Source organism: Frigoribacterium sp. Leaf172 (genome assembly GCF_001424285.1).
GTDB lineage: Bacteria > Actinomycetota > Actinomycetes > Actinomycetales > Microbacteriaceae > Frigoribacterium.
In genome coordinates, this window is sequence record NZ_LMPB01000001.1 from 1,254,345 (window position 1) to 1,271,036 (window position 16,692).

12 protein-coding genes are annotated in these 16,692 nt (G+C 71.2%); 6 read left to right on the top strand and 6 right to left on the bottom strand.

The window, feature by feature from the left end; all coding sequences use genetic code 11:
• Positions 1 to 36: 36 nt before the first annotated feature.
• The 3 genes from ASF89_RS05965 to ASF89_RS05975 all read right to left on the bottom strand — a co-directional run bounded on the left by ASF89_RS05965 (position 37) and on the right by ASF89_RS05975 (position 2,448).
• Positions 37 to 594 carry a TIGR03086 family metal-binding protein gene (locus ASF89_RS05965; RefSeq protein ID WP_055794615.1) on the bottom strand — a complete coding sequence of 186 codons (558 nt, stop codon included), beginning with the start codon at positions 592 to 594 and terminating at the stop codon, positions 37 to 39.
• A gap of 139 nt (positions 595 to 733) precedes the next feature.
• A complete protein-coding gene (locus ASF89_RS05970; RefSeq protein ID WP_055794617.1) occupies positions 734 to 1,285 on the bottom strand; it encodes a YceI family protein in 552 nt (183 codons plus the stop codon).
• A gap of 158 nt (positions 1,286 to 1,443) precedes the next feature.
• On the bottom strand, positions 1,444 to 2,448 hold the full coding sequence (locus ASF89_RS05975; protein ID WP_055794619.1) for an aldo/keto reductase family protein: 1,005 nt from the start codon (positions 2,446 to 2,448) through the stop codon (positions 1,444 to 1,446).
• Positions 2,449 to 2,730: 282 nt separating this feature from the next.
• Between ASF89_RS05975 and ASF89_RS05980 the strand changes: the two genes are divergently transcribed.
• The 6 genes from ASF89_RS05980 to ASF89_RS06005 all read left to right on the top strand — a co-directional run bounded on the left by ASF89_RS05980 (position 2,731) and on the right by ASF89_RS06005 (position 10,046).
• A complete protein-coding gene (locus ASF89_RS05980) occupies positions 2,731 to 4,245 on the top strand; it encodes a glycosyltransferase (protein WP_235483994.1) in 1,515 nt (504 codons plus the stop codon).
• Positions 4,242 to 6,230, top strand: coding sequence for a glycosyltransferase family 39 protein (locus ASF89_RS05985; protein WP_055812777.1), 1,989 nt, complete (start codon positions 4,242 to 4,244; stop codon positions 6,228 to 6,230). Before ASF89_RS05980 ends, ASF89_RS05985 begins: the two co-directional genes overlap by 4 nt.
• Before the next feature lie 98 nt (positions 6,231 to 6,328).
• Positions 6,329 to 7,192: a DUF4397 domain-containing protein gene (locus tag ASF89_RS05990; protein ID WP_055812780.1), complete on the top strand. Its 864-nt coding sequence runs from the start codon at positions 6,329 to 6,331 to the stop codon at positions 7,190 to 7,192.
• A 103-nt stretch (positions 7,193 to 7,295) separates the two neighbouring features.
• A complete protein-coding gene (locus tag ASF89_RS05995; protein ID WP_055812783.1) occupies positions 7,296 to 8,468 on the top strand; it encodes a glycosyl hydrolase family 8 in 1,173 nt (390 codons plus the stop codon).
• Complete coding sequence (locus tag ASF89_RS06000; protein ID WP_055812785.1) at positions 8,465 to 9,130, top strand: class F sortase; 666 nt, start codon at positions 8,465 to 8,467, stop codon at positions 9,128 to 9,130. Before ASF89_RS05995 ends, ASF89_RS06000 begins: the two co-directional genes overlap by 4 nt.
• A 112-nt stretch (positions 9,131 to 9,242) precedes the next feature.
• Complete coding sequence (locus ASF89_RS06005) at positions 9,243 to 10,046, top strand: polyprenol monophosphomannose synthase (protein WP_055794629.1); 804 nt, start codon at positions 9,243 to 9,245, stop codon at positions 10,044 to 10,046.
• A 65-nt stretch (positions 10,047 to 10,111) separates the two neighbouring features.
• Here the strand turns inward: ASF89_RS06005 and treZ are convergent, their stop codons facing one another.
• The 3 genes from treZ to glgX all read right to left on the bottom strand — a co-directional run bounded on the left by treZ (position 10,112) and on the right by glgX (position 16,604).
• Positions 10,112 to 11,869, bottom strand: coding sequence for a malto-oligosyltrehalose trehalohydrolase (treZ, locus tag ASF89_RS06010; protein WP_055812788.1), 1,758 nt, complete (start codon positions 11,867 to 11,869; stop codon positions 10,112 to 10,114).
• A gap of 143 nt (positions 11,870 to 12,012) precedes the next feature.
• Positions 12,013 to 14,409 (bottom strand): malto-oligosyltrehalose synthase, encoded by a 2,397-nt coding sequence (treY, locus tag ASF89_RS06015; RefSeq protein WP_055812789.1) that lies wholly within the window; start codon positions 14,407 to 14,409, stop codon positions 12,013 to 12,015.
• Positions 14,406 to 16,604 carry a glycogen debranching protein GlgX gene (gene glgX / locus ASF89_RS06020; RefSeq protein WP_082489803.1) on the bottom strand — a complete coding sequence of 733 codons (2,199 nt, stop codon included), beginning with the start codon at positions 16,602 to 16,604 and terminating at the stop codon, positions 14,406 to 14,408. Before glgX ends, treY begins: the two co-directional genes overlap by 4 nt.
• Between the last annotated feature and the right edge of the window lie 88 nt (positions 16,605 to 16,692).

Genomic DNA, 16,692 nt, shown 5'->3' on the forward strand with positions numbered 1-16,692 from the left:
CGGCCCCCGGGGTCGGGCGCGGGTCGCCGCGAGGGCTCAGCGGGCGTCGCGCCCGGTCAGGGCGAGCAGCCGGATCCGCAGCGGGGCGTCGTCGCCGACGGGGACGGGCGAGGCGAAGAGCCCGGACGCCTCGAGGGCGTCCTTCTGGGGCTCGAAGACGCCCCAGACGGCTTCGACCAGGGCGTCGTCGAGCTCTTCGTCGGCACCGACGGCGCGCGCGAGATCCCAGGTGTGGATGGTGACGTCGGCGACCTGCTCCGCGAGGTACTCGTGGACGGGGACGACGTCGGCGCTGAGACGCACCTCGGCGTGCGGGTCGGCTTCGCGCCAGGCCGCCGTCGCGGCGGTCGACCAGCGGTGCCAGGCCTCGACGAGGTCGTCGCCGAGCGGCTCGATCGAGTTCTCGGCCTCGGCCGGATCGCCGCCCTCGAGCAGGAGGGGCACCCACTGCTGCTCGCGCGTGACGTGGCGCACGAGGTCGCGCACCCTCCAGTCGGTGTCCGGTGTGGGGGCGTCCCAGTCGGCCACGGCCTCGACCCGCCGGGCGAACTCGTCGTGGGCGGTCTTCTGCAGGGTGATCCAGTCGACGGTCATGGGAGTCCTCTCGGGTGGTGCGGGGCTGACTGCCGGGCCCAACCGCGGCAGGTACCGCGTTGTTCCCGAGGGTACTGCGGCGGGCGCGACGAAGGGCCCGCGCTCGAGGTGAGCGGCGGGCCCTTCGAGGTGCCGCTGGTTACGCGGGGAGGACGAACTGGATCTCGAGCGTGACGGTGACGTCGTTGCCGAGGGTGAAGCCGCCGGCCTCGAGCGCGGCGTTCCAGGTGACGCCGAAGGCGGTGCGGTCGATCTTGGTCGTCGCCGAGAAGCCGAGCTTGGTCTGGCCGTAGCCGTCGACGACGAGGCCGCCGAACTCGCTCTTCAGGGTGACGGGCTTGGTGACGCCACGGAGGGTCAGGTCGCCGTGGACGAGGAACGCGTCGTCGCCCTGCTCTTCGATGCTGGTCGACACGAAGGTCATCTTGGGGTGCTCTTCGGCGAGGAAGAAGTCGCCGGTCTGCAGGTGACCGTCGCGGTCCTTCTGGTTCGTGTTGACCGACGCGACGTCGATCGACGCGGTGACCTTGCTGGCCGTGTGGTCCTCAGCGGTGACGAGGGTCGCGTCGAACGACTCGAAGCTGCCCTTGACCTTGCTGATCGCGAGGTGACGGACGCTGAACGAGACCTCGCTGTGCGTGGGGTCGAGGTTCCAGGTGCCGGCGGGGATCTGCTCGGTGGTGATTGCCATGGTGTTCTCCTGTTGGTCTGAGTGACTGATCTGACGATGTCCGGTGGTGCGATGACGTCTGAGGTTTCGGTGACGTGTCACCGAAGGTCGGTACGAGTATATGCAAGTGCATCCACCCGTGACGAATTCCCGTGACGCCGGATTTCTCCGGCCGGGGTTCAGGCGGGGCGCTGGTCGGGCGAGACCGTCTTCGACGGGTCGGTCTCGGCGAGGTCGCCGAGCGCCTCGTCGATGGCGGTCATGACCTCGGCAGGCAGGGTGACGCCGGCGGCCTTGACGTTGTCCGCGACCTGCTCCGGTCGCGACGCTCCGATGATGGCCGACGAGACGTTGTCGTTCTGCAGCACCCAGGCGATGGCGAGCTGAGCCATCGAGAGTCCGAGGTCGGCCGCGATCGGCTCGAGCTTCGCGACCCCGGTGAGCACCTCGTCGGTGAGGAACCTCTGGATCGAGCTCGCGCCTCCCTTGTCGTCGGTGGCGCGGCTGCCGGCGGGCAGCTCGGCGCCCGGCTTGTACTTGCCGGTCAGGACGCCCTGCGCGACGGGCGACCAGACGATCTGACCGAGACCGTGCTGCTTGCTCGTCGGGACGACCTCCTGCTCGATGACCCGCCACAGCATCGAGTACTGCGGCTGGTTCGAGATCAGCTGCACGCCGTGCTTGACGGCGAGCTCGTGACCGGCGCGGATCTGGTCGGCGTTCCACTCGCTGACGCCGATGTACAGCGCCTTGCCCTGACGGACCACGTCGGCGAAGGCCTGCATGGTCTCTTCGAGGGGTGTGTCGGCGTCGTAGCGGTGCGCCTGATAGAGGTCGACGTAGTCGGTCCCGAGACGGCGGAGCGAGCCGTCGATCGACTCGAGGATGTGCTTGCGGCTGAGGCCCACGTCGTTGTGACCGCGGGGGCCGGTCGGCCAGTACACCTTCGTGAAGATCTCGAGCGACTCGCGACGCTCGCCCTTCAGGGCGTCGCCGAGCACCTGCTCCGCCGCCGTGTTCGCATAGGCGTCGGCCGTGTCGAAGGTCGAGATGCCGGCGTCGAGCGCCGCGCGGACGCACTGCGTCGCCACGTCGTTCTCGACCTGCGAGGCGTGCGTGAGCCAGTTCCCGTAGGTGATCTCGGAGATCTTGAGGCCGCTGTTTCCCAGGTATCTGAAGTCCATGCCGCCAAACTACGCGCCTCGGGCGGCCGACGGGCTGGCCCCCGACCGGGGGACGTTAACGGGAGATGACGGGAACCTGGCAATCGCCGGACAACGCCCGGATCCGACCAAACCGATCCGCTCGCACCCCCCGAACCGGTGCCATACCCGAGGTGAGAACCCCCGGACGAGGGCGCCGACGACAGCCGCCCGGGCGCTGACACCGATCGCGCGACCTGCTGAGCATCGTTCTGCTCCACGACACCCACGATCAACCCGACCCTCTTGACAGGAGAGTGACCCGTGTCGACTGCCCCGACGCTGCACGCCACCCTGCTGGCCGCCGGTGAGCCCGCCCCGCTGCTCACCCCCGAGGCGCCCGCATCACCCGAGACCTTCGTCCCCAACCGAGGAGGCGCGGGGACGGCCGGCGACGGACTCGCCGGCTTCCAGCTGCCCGACTGGTCCGCGCTCGAATGGGTCGGCTACTCGTCGCTCGTCGTCATCTCGCTGCTGCTCACGGCGGTCGCCGTGTCCACCCTGTGGTGGATGCTCCACGCCTGGCGCTCGAAGGACAACCTCGAGGGCAGCCAGTTCAGCGATGATCCCTTGGACGCCGCGCACTCGTTCACCCTGCTCGTGCCGGGACGTCACGAGGAGGAGGTCATGGGTCAGACCCTCGACCGCCTCGCTCTGCAGGACCACCCCGACTTCGAGATCATCGCGATCGTCGGCCACGACGACCCCGGCACCGAGCGCGTCGCCCGCGAGGCCGCGGCCCGGCACCCCGAGCTGATCCGCGTGATCGTCGACTCGAGCGTGCCCAAGAACAAGCCCAAGGCGCTGAATCTGGCGCTGCAGTCGTCGAAGGGCGAGATCGTCGGAGTGTTCGACGCCGAGGACGAGGTCCACCCGCGCCTCCTGACCCTCGTCGACTCGCGATTCAGCGAGACCGACGCCGACGTGGTGCAGGGCGGCGTGCAGCTGATGAACTTCCAGAGCAGCTGGTGGAGCCTGCGGAACGTCCTCGAGTACTACTTCTGGTTCCGGTCGCGACTGCACTTCCACGCCAAGGAGAAGTTCATCCCGCTCGGGGGCAACACGGTCTTCGTCCGCAAGGAGTGGCTCGACTGGTCCGAGGGCTGGGACGCCGAATGCCTCGCCGAGGACTGCGAGCTGGGCGTCCGCCTCTCGAGCGCCGGCGCCAAGGTCGTCGTGGCCTACAGCCCCGAGGTCGTCACCCGGGAGGAGACCCCCGGCACGTTCGTCTCGCTGCTCAAGCAGCGCACGCGGTGGAACCAGGGCTTCATGCAGGTCTACGGCAAGGGCGAGTGGAAGAAGCTGCCGCGACTACGTCAGCGCCTCATGGCCCGCTACCTGCTGACCATGCCGTTCATCCAGGCCGCGACCGGGCTCATGATCCCGATCTCGATCGCGCTGATCCTCACGGTCAAGGTGCCGACCGCGATCGCCCTGGTCTCGTTCATCCCCCTCGCGCCGACCCTCGTGCTGCTGGCCGTCGAGTTCACCGGGCTCCGCGAGTTCGGCCGCACCTACGGCCAGAAGGTCCGGGCGCGTGACTACTTCCGACTCGTCTGGGGTCTGCTGCCGTACCAGATCTTCCTCGCCCTGGCCGCCGTCCGGTCCGTCTGGCGACAGGTCCGGAAGATGAACGCGTGGGAGAAGACCGAGCACACGGGCGCCCACCGTCCCGCCTCCGTGCCCGCCCCGCTCGGGCACGCCGCCCCGGCCCCGACGACCGTCGTGGCCGACCGCTCGACCGACGACCTGGCCCTCACCGGAGGTGGTGACCGATGACCAGCATCCTCGACCGACCCGCCGTCGCTCCCGACGCGCCGGTCCGGCCCACCCGTACGGCCGAACCGGACCGCGCTCCCCGGGTGTCGTGGCTCCGACGCCACGGCGCCTCCCTGCTCTGGCTCCTGCCCGTCCTCGCCGTCGCCGCCGTCGTGCAGAGCCTCAACATGGCCGGCTCGCCGCAGCGGATCGACGACGAGGGCACCTACGTCGCCCAGGCCTGGGCCGTGCAGAACCTCGGCGAGCTCGCCCATTACACCTACTGGTACGACCACCCGCCCGTCGGCTGGCTGCAGATCTCGGCGTACACGGCCCTGACCGGCGCCTTCTCGCGCTACAGCATCGCCGTCCTGGCGGGCCGCGAGGCCATGGTCTTCTTCACCGTCGTCGCCGTCGCCCTGCTCTGGGCGCTGGCCCGCAGGATCGGGCTGAGCCGCGCGGCCGCGTCGATCGCGGCCCTCGTGTTCGCCGTCTCGCCCCTCGCCGTGCAGTTCCACCGCACCGTGTACCTCGACAACGTCGCGACCCCGTGGCTCCTCGCCGCCTTCCTGTTCGCCCTCAGCCGGCGTCACCAGCTGGCCGGCTACGCGGCGGCCTCGGCCTCGTTCGGCATCGCCGTCCTCTCGAAGGAGACGTACCTGCTGGCCCTGCCGTTCCTCGCCTGGACGATGTTCCGGGGAGCCGACCGCTCGACGCGTCGGTACACCCTGTCGATCGCCTCGGCTCTGCTCGTGCTGATCGGCCTCTCGTACATCGCGCTCGCCGGCGTCAAGGGCGAGCTGCTGCCCGGCGCCGGGCGCGTCAGCCTGCTCGAGGGGATCACGTTCCAGCTCGGCACCCGCGAGTCGAGCGGTTCGATCCTCGACACCGGCAGCCTCTTCTTCGCCACCGTGTCGCAGTGGTGGCAGCTCGACATGGTCGTCATCGTGCTGGGCGCGGCCGCCTCGGTCGTCGGCGTCTTCCTGACGAGGGTCCGGCCGATCGCCGTGATGATGGTCTTCCTCATCGCGTTCATGTTCCGCCCGGGCGGCTACCTGCCCGTCCCCTACGTGATCATGCTGCTCCCGTTCGCGGCGCTGCTCATCGCGGCCGTCACGGACTCGGCCGTGCGCTCGCTCCGCGCCCGGCGCGAGAGCCGACTCGGCACGGCGGCCGGCCGCTCCGGCGCCGTCGTCTGGATGGCCGTGACCGCGGTGGCCGCCGTCGCCATCGTGCCGCTCTGGACGACCCAGCTCCGCGGGTTCTTCCTCTCGGACCTCGACGCCCCCATGCGCGACGCGCAGGGATGGATCTCGGACAACGTGCCGAAGGACAGCCGACTGCTCGTGGACGACGCGATGTGGGTCGACCTGGTCGACGACGGCTTCGCACGGGACAACGTCATCTGGTTCTACAAGCTCGACACCGACGGCGCCGTCCAGGCCCAGTCGCCGAACGGGTGGCGCGACAGCGACTTCATCGTCACCACCGAGTCGGTCCGCACCTCGGGCGGCTCGTCCGAGGGCATCCGCCAGGCCCTCGACAACTCCACCGTCGTCGCCTCGTTCGGCACCGGCGACCAGGAGGTCGACGTGCGCCGCATCGACCCGGGAGGGGCTGCGCAGGCCTCGACCGACGCCGGGGCGGACGCCGCCGCACGGTCGCAGGTCGGCCGCGAGCTGGCCCAGAACCCCTCGCTCGAGGTCTCCGACGTCTTCCGGCAGGCCCTCGCGGACGGTCGCGTCGACCCGCGGGCCATGATCGTCCTCGGTCAGCTCGCGGCGACGGGCAGCATCAGCGTCGGCGACCCCGAGGCCCTGCCGGGGGAGTCCGAGGGGCTCTTCCGTCAGCTCGAGATCGCGCCGACCGACGGTCGCTCCGCCGACGATCTGGCGACCGTGGTCGGCGGACTCGGCGACACCTACGCGCCGGCCTCCGCCGCCGTCTCGGGCGACCGGCTCGTGGCCACCTGGTCCGCCCTCCCGCCGAGCGGTCTGCTCGGCTGATTGACCCGATGACGCGCGCCGACCCGACGACGCGCGCCGCACCTCCTCGGCACCGCCGGCCCTCACGAGCCGGACACCCACCGGAAAGGAACCACCTCATGGCACACGCCATCAGCACCACCCGCACCCGTCCCGCCGTCCGCCGTCTCACGACGGTGCTGGCCCTCGGCGTCGCCACGACGGCCGCCGTCGCCGCCGCGGTCGTCGGCGCCTCGCCGGCCCAGGCCGCCGACGGCGACGGCTGGGTCAGGGTCGGTCACCTGTCGCCCGACACCAAGTCCGTCGACGTCACCCTCACCTCGCTCAAGGGCGGCCAGGTGGTCATGGACCTCGACGACGTCACGTACGGGCAGGTCAGCCCCTACGAGGCCCTGCCGACCGGCACCTACGTCGTCTCGATGACCGCGGCCGACGCACCGGCCGACGACGCCGAGCCGATGATCAGCACCAACGTCACGGTCGAGAGCGGTCAGCCCCTCACGGCCCTCGCCTACGGCCCCAACGACGATCTGCGGACCGAGGTCCTCACCGACGACCTCACCGCGCCGGCTCCCGGCGAGGCGAAGCTGCGCCTCGTGCAGGCGGCCAACGTCACCGACACGGTCGACGTCGCCACGACCACCGGCACGACCATCGCCGCCGACGCGCCCTTCGGCAGCGCCACCCGGTACGCGAGCGTCGACGCGGGCCCCTGGACGCTCGACCTCACGGGCGACGACGTCGAGGGATCGGCCGACGTCGACCTCGCGGCCGGCAGCGTCAACACCCTGTTCGTGCTCGACAACTCCAGCGGCGGCCTGACCGTCGTGCCCGTCGTCGACAGCGCGTCGACGGCCGAGACCCCGCAGGGCGGAGTGCAGACCGGTGGCGGCTACCTGGCCGAGCACGCCTCCGACGAGGCCCCCGGTGAGACACGGGGCGGCTTCTGGGCGTCCGTGCTCGGATTCCTCCGCATCGGCTGAGGCCGCGGCGGAGCGAACCGACGGACGAGGAGGCGCGGCTCGGCGCCGCCGGGCACCGCGCCTCCTCGACCGGCACGACGATGACAGCACAGTGAGGAACGACATGAGGAAGAAGACGAGACTGCTGCTCGCAGCGGCGGTCGTGGTGGCAGTGGCCGTCACGGCCGGGATCGCCTCATTCGTCGTCGGCCCGTTCGGCGGATCGTCGGACGAGGCGGGCGGACGGACGGGCGCGACCAGCGACCCCGGCATCACCCCCACCTCGGCACCCGAGAGGACGCCCGACCAGATCGGCGAGGCGTTCCTCGACGACTGGGTCGACTCCGACGGCCGGGTCGTCCGCCGCGATCAGGGCGGGGACACCGTCAGCGAGGGTCAGGCGTACGGGCTGCTCGTCGCGGTCGGCGTCGACGACGAGAGCGCCTTCGACTCCATCTGGGGGTGGACCACCGACAACCTCGTGCGCGACGACGGACTCCTGTCGTGGCAGTGGGCCGACGGAGCGGTCGTCGACGACGGCCCGGCGAGCGACGCCGACGTCGACGCCGCCCGGGCCCTCGTGCTCGCCGGCGACGCGTTCGACCGCCCCGACCTGACGGCGGCGGGCGTCGAGCTCGGCGAGGTCGTGCTCGACACGATGACCGCGTCGACCGACGTCGGGCGCATCCTCCTGCCGGGTCTCTGGGCCCAGGGCGACGCCCCCTGGTCGTACAACCCCTCGTACGCGTCGCCCGCGACGTTCCAGGAGCTCGGCGACGCCAGCGGCGATCCCCGATGGGACGAGCTGGCCGCCGGATCGCGGGCCGTGACCACGGCCATACTCGATTCGACCGCCCTGCCGAGCGATTGGGCTCAGGTCTCCGCCGACGGCTCGGTGGTCCCGCTGCCGAGCGCCGACGGCTCGAGCGGCTCCGTCCGCTACAGCTACGACGCCGCCCGCCTGCCGCTGCGCTACGCCGAGTCGTGCGACCCCGCCGACGTCGCCCTCGCCGCGCGACTGGCGCCCGTGCTGCAGCGCTACGACGAGCTGCCCATGCAGCTCGACCTCGGCGGGCAGTCGACGGGCGAGGACCGCAGCCCGCTCGCCTACGCCGCGCGTGCCGCCGCCGAAGCCGCGGCCGGCGACCACAGCGCGGCCGCCGACGACCTCCGCCGCGCCGACGAGATCGCGACGTCGACGCCCACCTACTACGGCACGGCCTGGTCGGCTCTCGCCGCCCTGCAGCTCGACGGCACGTCGATCGGCGCGTGCTCGCCCCTGGGGAGCGACTCATGACACCCGCCACCTGGCTCCGCGCGCACGCGAGACCCGTCGTCGCGGTCGCCGCCGTCCTCGTGCTGGGCGGTGCGACCGTCGCCGCCGTCGCGGCCCGGCCCGACGAGGCCCCTCCGACGCCCTCGGTCACGCAGGAGGCGCGGGTCGCGTCGCCCCCGTCCGTCTCGACCGACGGTTTCCAGGACCCGGCGGCGCAGACGTACACCGCGCCTCCTGCGGGCGCCGTGCCCGTGCGGGTGCGGATCCCCTCGATCGGCGTCGACTCGGGGCTCGAGGACCTCGGTCTCGGAGCCGCCGGCGAGCTGGACGCCCCCGAGGAGTGGATGTCGGCCGGCTGGTACGAGGACGGCGTGGTGCCCGGGGGAGTGGGCCCCGCGATCATCGCCGGACACGTGGACTCGTCCACGGGCCCCGCCGTCTTCATCGACCTGCCCGAGCTGACGGCCGGCGACGAGGTGCTCGTGACCCTCTCGACGGGCGACGTCCACACGTTCCGGGTGACCGGCAGCGAGACGGCCCCGAAGGCGAACTTCCCGACCTCCGACGTCTACGGCAGCACGCCGACGCCGACGCTGCGTCTCATCACCTGCGACGGGCGCTTCGACTCGTCGACCGGGCACTACGAGGACAACCTCATCGTCTTCGCCGACCTGGTCTCCTGACCCGCACGACCCGCCTGACCCGCACGACCCGCACGACCCGCACGACCCGCACGACCCGCACGACCCGCGAACCCGCGACCCCAACCCGACCCGAACGGGAGAGGAACCCACCATGAACGACACGCTCGTGATCATCCCCACGTACGACGAGAAGGACAACCTCGACTGGATCGTCGGACGCACCCTGGACTCCGGCGCGGCCGTCGACGTGCTGGTCGTCGACGACGGCTCGCCCGACGGGACCGGGGACCTCGCCGACGCCTATGCGGCGCGCGACCCGCGCGTCCACGTGCTGCACCGCACCGAGAAGGCCGGACTCGGCGCCGCGTACCTCGCCGGCTTCGCCTGGGGTCTCGAGCGCGGGTACGAGGCCCTCGTCGAGATGGACGCCGACGGCTCGCATCACCCCGAGTACCTGCCCGGCATGATCGCGCTGCTGGGCGAGAACGATCTCGTCCTCGGCTCGCGATGGGTGCCGGGCGGCCGGGTCGAGAACTGGCCGATGCGGCGGGAGCTGCTCAGCCGAGGGGGCAGCTGGTACACCCGCGGCGCCCTCGGCATCCGGGTCGCCGACACCACCGGCGGCTACCGCGTGTTCCGCTCGTCGGCCCTCCGGCGGATCGACCTCGAGCGGGTCGAGTCGCGCGGCTACTGCTTCCAGGTCGACCTGCTCTGGCGGGCGCTCCAGGCTGGCCTGCGCGTCGTCGAGACCCCCATCACGTTCACCGAGCGCGTCCACGGATCATCGAAGATGAGCGGCTCGATCGTGCGCGAGTCGCTCACGAAGGTGACCCTGTGGGGTCTCCGACGACGGACGCGCGCGCTCGTCGAGCTGATCGTGCGGCACCGCCGCCTGCCGAGCGTGCGAGCGACGTCCCACCGGGTCGGACCCGCCCAGCGCGTCGGGGTCCGCTAGCCGGAGGCCGCACGGAGCGGGTGCCCGGGGCGGTGGCCCCGGGCACCCGCTCCGTGCGCCGCGCCTCAGCGGACGATCGCCACCGAGTGCGCCGGCAGCAGGAGGCTCGACCCGGGCTCGATCGACGCGTCGCTGGCGAAGAGGATCGTGCTGCTCGGCACGGCGACCCGCGCCTCATCATCGGCGAAGTTGATCGCGATGCGGAGCTCGCCGCGGGTCAGCACGAGCCAGCGCGCGTCGGCGTCGAAGTCGACCGAGACGGACGCGAAGCGCGGGTCGGTCAGGTCGGGCTCGGTGCGCCGCAGGGCGCCGAGGCGGCGGTAGGCGCCGAGCAGCACGGCGTGGCGACCCGACTCGAGCTCGGACCAGTCCAGGCGGGAGTCCTCGAAGGTCGAGGGCTCCTGCGGGTCGGGCACCGACGATTCGTCCCAGCCCATCTTGGCGAACTCGGCGATGCGGCCCTTGGCCGTGGCCTCGCCCAGGTCGTGCTCGGGGTGGGAGGTGAAGAACTGCCACGGGGTCGACGCCGCCCACTCCTCGCCCATGAAGAGCATCGGCGTGTACGGGCCGGCGAGCGTCAGCGTCGCGGCGATGATCAGCTGACCGTCGTCGAGCGTGGCGGCGAGCCGATCGCCGATGGCGCGGTTGCCGATCTGATCGTGGTTCTGATTCGCGACGACCAGCCGCCAGGTGGGCATGTGCTCGGTGTCCACGGGCCGGCCGTGGTCGGCCTCGCGGAACGACGACCAGGTGCCGTCGTGGAAGAACCCCTTGGTCAGCACCTTCGCGAGCGCGCCCAGGGGCTCGAAGTCGGCGTAGTAGCCGGTCGTCTCGCCCGTCAGCGCGACGTGCACGGCGTGGTGGAAGTCGTCGCTCCACTGAGCGTCGAGACCGTAGCCCTGGCGGTGCTCGGGACCGAAGCCGCCGCCGTCACGCGGGGTGATGAGGGTCGGGTCGTTCAGATCGCTCTCGGCGATCAGCGAGAGCGGGCGGCGCAGGTGCGCGCTGAGGGCGGCCGTGCGCTCCGCGAGCTCCTGCAGCAGGTGCACGTCGCTGTCGTCCTTCAGGGCGTGCACGGCGTCGAGGCGCAGCCCGTCGACGTGGTAGTCGTGCAGCCACAGCGCCGTGTTGTCGAGGATGAACTCGCGCACCTCGTGGGCGCCGTCGTCGTCGAGGTTGACGTTGTCGCCCCACGTGTTGGCGTGCTTGCCCGACAGGTAGGGGCCGAACAGCGGCAGGTAGTTGCCCGACGGGCCGAGGTGGTTGTACACGACGTCCTGGATGACGCCGAGCCCGGCCGCGTGGGCCGCGTCGACGAAGCGCTGGTACGCCTCGGGACCGCCGTAGTTGTCGGTGACCGTGAACCAGTCGACGCCGTCGTAGCCCCAGTTCCAGCGACCGTTGACGCCGTTGACGGGCAGCAGCTCGACGAGGTCGACGCCGAGCTCGACGAGGTACGGCAGCTTCGCGATCGCCGAGTCGAGGGTGCCCTCGGGGGTGAACGTGCCGATGTGCAGCTCGTAGATCACCGAGCCGGCCAGCTGCCGACCCGTCCAGTCGTCGTCGCTCCAGGCGAAGGCGGCCGGGTCGTACGTCTCGCTGAGACCGTGCACGCCGTCGGGCTGCCGAAGCGACCGGGGGTCGGGCAGGGGGGTGTCCCCGTCGTCGAGCACGAAGCCGTACCGGTGACCGGGGCCGCGGTCGAGATCGGCGGAGGCGCGCCACCAGCCGGTCTCGGGCTCGGCGGTCATCGGCAGGAGCTCTCCGTCGAGGTGCAGCCGCACGGTGGTCGCTTTCGGGGCCCAGACGTCGTAGACGCTCATCGGTCTCCTCGGGTTCGTCGTTCGGTGGTCGGTCGGTGTCGGACGGCCACGACCTGCCGCCCACCTCGGGAGGTGGGCGGCAGGTCGTGGCCGCTCGCACGGGTTGACGGTAGTCGGGCGCGGGATGCCGCGGCCCGACCGGGTCAGTCCTCTGCGGGGATCAGCAGGGCGACGGGGTACACGTCGAGCACCTCGGCCAGGCGGAGGCGGCCGCCTTCGTGACGGCGACCCGTGAGGACGTCGCGATAGGCGCCTCCCGCGGTCAGGACGACCGTGTCGTCCCAGCCCCCGGCCTGCTCGAGCGAGACGGGGAGGCGCGTGGCGATCGCGATCGCGCCCCCGCGGTCGACGGCCACGGCGGACGCCGCCTGCTCGCCGAACACCGGCAGCCCGGCGTAGCGGGTGAACAGGTCGGGGCGGTCGCGACGGGCGGTGAGGGCTCGATGGGTGACCAGCAGCTTCGCGGCACCCGTGTCGTCGACCGGGGGAGTCGCGCCCGAGCGGATCGCCTCGAGGTAGAGACGACGCAGGTCGAAGTCGACCTCTCGACGGTTGTCGGGATCGACGAGCGAGAAGTCCCACAGCTCGCCGCCCTGGTAGACGTCGGGGCTGCCCGGCCCGGTGAGCTGCATGAGCGTCACCCCGAGCGAGTTGCTGTACCCGGGCGCGCGCAGGACGTCGACGATGCGCTCCACCTCGTGCCGCACCTCGTCGTCGTCGAAGACGGCGTCGACGGCCGCGTGCATCCGCTCTTCGAAGGCCTCGCCCTCGTCGGTGCGGTCGGTCCACGTGGTCGACGAACCCGCTTCGCGGGACGCCTTCTCGGCGTAGGCGTGCAGTCGCTCGCGCGACGCCGGCCACGAGCCGACCACGGTCTGCCAGAGGATGTTCTCGAACGGCCCGTCGCCCATGGGGGCCAGGTCGCGGAGGCGCTCGAGGGTCGCGGCCCATTCGTGGGCGACCTCGGACAGCACCGAGACGCGGGCGCGCACGTCGGCGCTCCGCTTCGTGTCGTGGGTCGAGAGTGTCGTCATGCCGAACGGGCGCTCAGCGAGCCGGGCCTGCTGACGCGCGTGGAACGACTCGGGGGAGAGCGAGAACTCGCTCGGGTCGGCGCCGACCTCGGTCAGGGTCGCCAGACGGCTGTACCGGTAGAAGGCCGTGTCCTCGACGCCCTTGGCCATGACCATGCCGCTGGTCTGCTGGAACCGCACGGAGGCGGGGTGCGACTCGTCGCGCAGCACGACGAGGACGCGCTCGATCGCCTCGGCGAGCTCGGGGCGGTGCCTCGTGGCGACGGCGCCGGCCTCGGCCAGCTGCACGGCGCCCTGCGGAAGATAGCTGCGGTAGACCGGGAACGCGGCAGCCAGCTCGGCGAGGGCGTCGACGACCTCGGGGTCGATCTCGCCGCCGCCCGCGATCAGGCGCGCCAGCCGGTTGATCTCGCTTCCGAGGATCCCGTCGGCGATGCCGCGTTTGGTGCCGAGGATCATCTCGTGCCAGTCGACGGCCTCGTCGCCGGTCGACTCGTCGGCTCCGGCGGCCTGCTCGTCGGCGTCGGGTGACAGGGAGCGGCGGAGGCGCGAGTCGAGACCGTCGAGGGCCGCGGCGCCGCTCGGGTCGACGAACAGACGGTCGAGGTCGGCGAGGGTGTCGTAGCCGGTGGTGCCGGCCGTCGCCCAGTCCTCCGGGAGGCGCTCGTCGCCTTCGAGGATCTTCTCGACCAGGACGTGGGCGCGACCGGTGAGGGCGGCGAGTCGATCGAGGTAGCCCTTGGGGTCGGCCAGTCCGTCGGGGTGATCGACCCGGAGGCCGTCGACGAGGCCGTCGCGGAACCAGCGGCCGATCTCGGCGTGCGACTCGTCGAAGACCCAGCCCTCCTCGACCCGGATGCCGGCGAGCGTGTTCACCGCGAAGAACCGGCGGTAGTTGAGGTCGGAGTCGGCGCGCTTCCAGTGGACGAGCTCGTAGCTCTGCCGCGCATGCACGGTCGCCGCGTCGTCGTCGTCGCCGCGTGTGCCGGGCGCGACCGGGTACACGTTGTCGTAGTAGTGCAGCTCGTCGCCCACGACGCTGAGGCCCTCGATCGAGCCGTCGGCCGCTGCGGGCTCGCCGAGCACGGGCAGCAGCACCTTGTCGCCGCCGGCCGCCCAGTCGATGTCGAAGGCGTCGGCGTACCGCGAGCGGCGGCCGTGGGTCAGGAGGTCCCACCACCAGACGCTCGCCTTCGGCGTCGCCACGCCCACGTGGTTCGGCACGATGTCGACCAGCACGCCGAGACCGTGCACGTGCGCGCGGTCCGAGAGCGTGTGCAGCCCGACCTCGCCGCCTCGCGCGGGGTCCACCCGGCTGTGGTCGACGACGTCGTAGCCGTGGTCGCTGCCCGGCTCGGCCTCGAGCACGGGCGAGAGGTAGACCCAGTCGGCCCCGAGGTCGCGGAGGTAGGGCACGACGTCGGCCGCGGCGAACAGATCGAAGGAGGCGCGGATCTGGAGGCGGTACGTCGAACGGGGGTGTCGGGTCGAGTCGTTTCGGGTCACTGTTCTTCCTCGGCCGTGGCTCGGAGGACGACGAGCGAGCGGCCCACCACGGGGAGCCGGTCACCCGCCCGCAGAGCCGTGGCGGCCTGCGGTATCGAGGGGGGTTGTGCGGTGGTGGCGGCCCGGGTGGCCGTCGGGGTCCGCGGGGCGGCGCCGACCGGCGGCGGCGGTGCGGTGACCGTGCTGTCGACCACGACCTCCCAGCCCTGTGCGTACTCGTCGGGCGGCAGCACGAACGTGACCGTGTCGGCGCTCGCGTTGAAGTACAGGACGAAGTTGACGTCGGTGATGCGGCCGCCGCGGGCGTCGCGCCCCCGGATGCCGTCGCCGTTCAGGAACATGCCGATCGCCTTCGCGTAGGACTCGTTCCACTCGCCCTCCTGCATGGCGTCGCCCTCGGTCGTCAGCCAGACGATGTCGGGCAGCGGCTCGCCCTCGCCGCGGGTGACCGGGCGACCGTTGAAGTACCGCTGGCGGCGGAACGTCGGGTGGTCGTGGCGCAGCTTGATGACCTCGGCGACGAACTCGATGAGGTCGCGGTCGGCGTTCCGCCAGTCGATCCAGCTGATCTCGTTGTCCTGCGCGTAGGTGTTGTTGTTGCCGCGCTGGGTGCGTCCGAGCTCGTCGCCGTGCAGCAGCATCGGCACGCCCTGGCTGAGCAGCAGCGTCGCCAGGAAGCTGCGCTGACGCTGCTCGCGCAGGGCGCGGATCTCGCCGTCGTCGGTCTCGCCCTCGACGCCCGAGTTCCACGACCGGTTGTGGCTCTCGCCGTCGTTGCCGTCCTCGCCGTTGGCGTCGTTGTGCTTCTCGTTGTAGGTGACCAGGTCGCGCATCGTGTAGCCGTCGTGCGCGGTGACGAAGTTGATGCTCGCCACCGGGCGACGCCCGTCGCGTTCGTAGAGGTCGGCCGAACCGGTGATGCGGCTGGCGAACTCGCCGAGGGTCGAGGGCTCGCCTCGCCAGAAGTCGCGCACCGTGTCGCGGTACTTGCCGTTCCATTCGGTCCACTGCGGCGGGAAGTTCCCCACCTGATACCCGCCGGGGCCGACGTCCCACGGCTCGGCGATGAGCTTGACCTGCGAGACGATCGGATCCTGCTGCACGAGCTCGAAGAAGGTCGACAGACGATCCACCTCGTAGAACTCGCGGGCCAGAGACGCGGCGAGGTCGAAGCGGAATCCGTCGACGTGCATCTCGGTGACCCAGTAGCGCAGGCTGTCCATGATCAGCTGCAGGGAGTGCGGGTGGCGGACGTTCAGGCTGTTGCCGGTGCCCGTGTAGTCCATGTAGTAGGTCTTGTCGTCGTCCATCAGCCGGTAGTACGCGGCGTTGTCGATGCCCTTGAACGACAGGGTCGGCCCCAGGTGGTTGCCCTCGGCCGTGTGGTTGTAGACCACGTCGATGATGACCTCGATGCCGGCCTGGTGCAGCACGCGCACCATGGTCTTGAACTCCTGCACCTGCTGACCGATGTCGCCGGTGGCGGAGTACGCGGCGTGCGGGGCGAAGAAGCCGATCGTGTTGTAGCCCCAGTAGTTGCTGAGGCCCTTCTCGAGCAGGGTGTTGTCCTGAACGAACTGGTGCACGGGCATCAGCTCGAGCGCCGTGACGCCGAGCTTCTTCAGGTGGTCGATGATCGCCGGGTGCGCCACGCCGGCGTACGTGCCGCGCTCGTCCTCGGGGATGTCGGGGTGCGTCTCGGTGAGCCCCTTGACGTGCGCCTCGTAGATGACGGTCTCGTCGTAGCTGTAACGCGGCGGGCGGTCGCCCTGCCAGTCGAAGAAGGGGTTGATGACGACGCCCAGCATCATGTGCGGGCCGCTGTCCTTGTCGTTCCGCGACTCGGGGTCGCCGAAGTCGTAGGCGAACAGCGCCTCGTCCCAGTCGATCTCGCCGCACGTCGCCTTCGCGTACGGGTCGAGCAGCAGCTTGTTCGGGTTGGCGCGCACCCCGGAGGCCGGGTCGTACTCGCCGTGCACCCGGTAGCCGTAGCGCTGACCGGGCTGCACCGTGGGCAGATAGCCGTGCCAGACGTAGGCGTCGACCTCGGTCAGATCGACCTGCGTCTCGACCCCCGCGTCGTCGATGAGACAGAGGACCACGCGCGAGGCGGACTCGCTGAAGATCGCGAAATTGGTTCCGCTGCCGTCGTAGGTCGCGCCGAGTGGGTAGGGGTTGCCGGGCCAGGTATGCATCGAACCTCCGATTGGGACCCGCTCAGCCTACGGGCGAACGGGCGGACCGTCCGGCCCCGGGGAACGCGTACGGTGGCGACCATGTCGA

Bases quoted from the DNA above. Each gene is read 5' to 3' on its own strand.
- ASF89_RS05965 (WP_055794615.1), bottom strand. From the start codon at position 594: ATGACCGTCGACTGGATCACCCTGCAGAAGACCGCCCACGACGAGTTC.
- ASF89_RS05970 (WP_055794617.1), bottom strand. From the start codon at position 1,285: ATGGCAATCACCACCGAGCAGATCCCCGCCGGCACCTGGAACCTCGAC.
- ASF89_RS05975 (WP_055794619.1), bottom strand. From the start codon at position 2,448: ATGGACTTCAGATACCTGGGAAACAGCGGCCTCAAGATCTCCGAGATC.
- ASF89_RS05985 (WP_055812777.1), top strand. From the start codon at position 4,242: ATGACCAGCATCCTCGACCGACCCGCCGTCGCTCCCGACGCGCCGGTC.
- ASF89_RS05990 (WP_055812780.1), top strand. From the start codon at position 6,329: ATGGCACACGCCATCAGCACCACCCGCACCCGTCCCGCCGTCCGCCGT.
- ASF89_RS05995 (WP_055812783.1), top strand. From the start codon at position 7,296: ATGAGGAAGAAGACGAGACTGCTGCTCGCAGCGGCGGTCGTGGTGGCA.
- ASF89_RS06000 (WP_055812785.1), top strand. From the start codon at position 8,465: ATGACACCCGCCACCTGGCTCCGCGCGCACGCGAGACCCGTCGTCGCG.
- ASF89_RS06005 (WP_055794629.1), top strand. From the start codon at position 9,243: ATGAACGACACGCTCGTGATCATCCCCACGTACGACGAGAAGGACAAC.
- treZ (WP_055812788.1), bottom strand. From the start codon at position 11,869: ATGAGCGTCTACGACGTCTGGGCCCCGAAAGCGACCACCGTGCGGCTG.
- glgX (WP_082489803.1), bottom strand. From the start codon at position 16,604: ATGCATACCTGGCCCGGCAACCCCTACCCACTCGGCGCGACCTACGAC.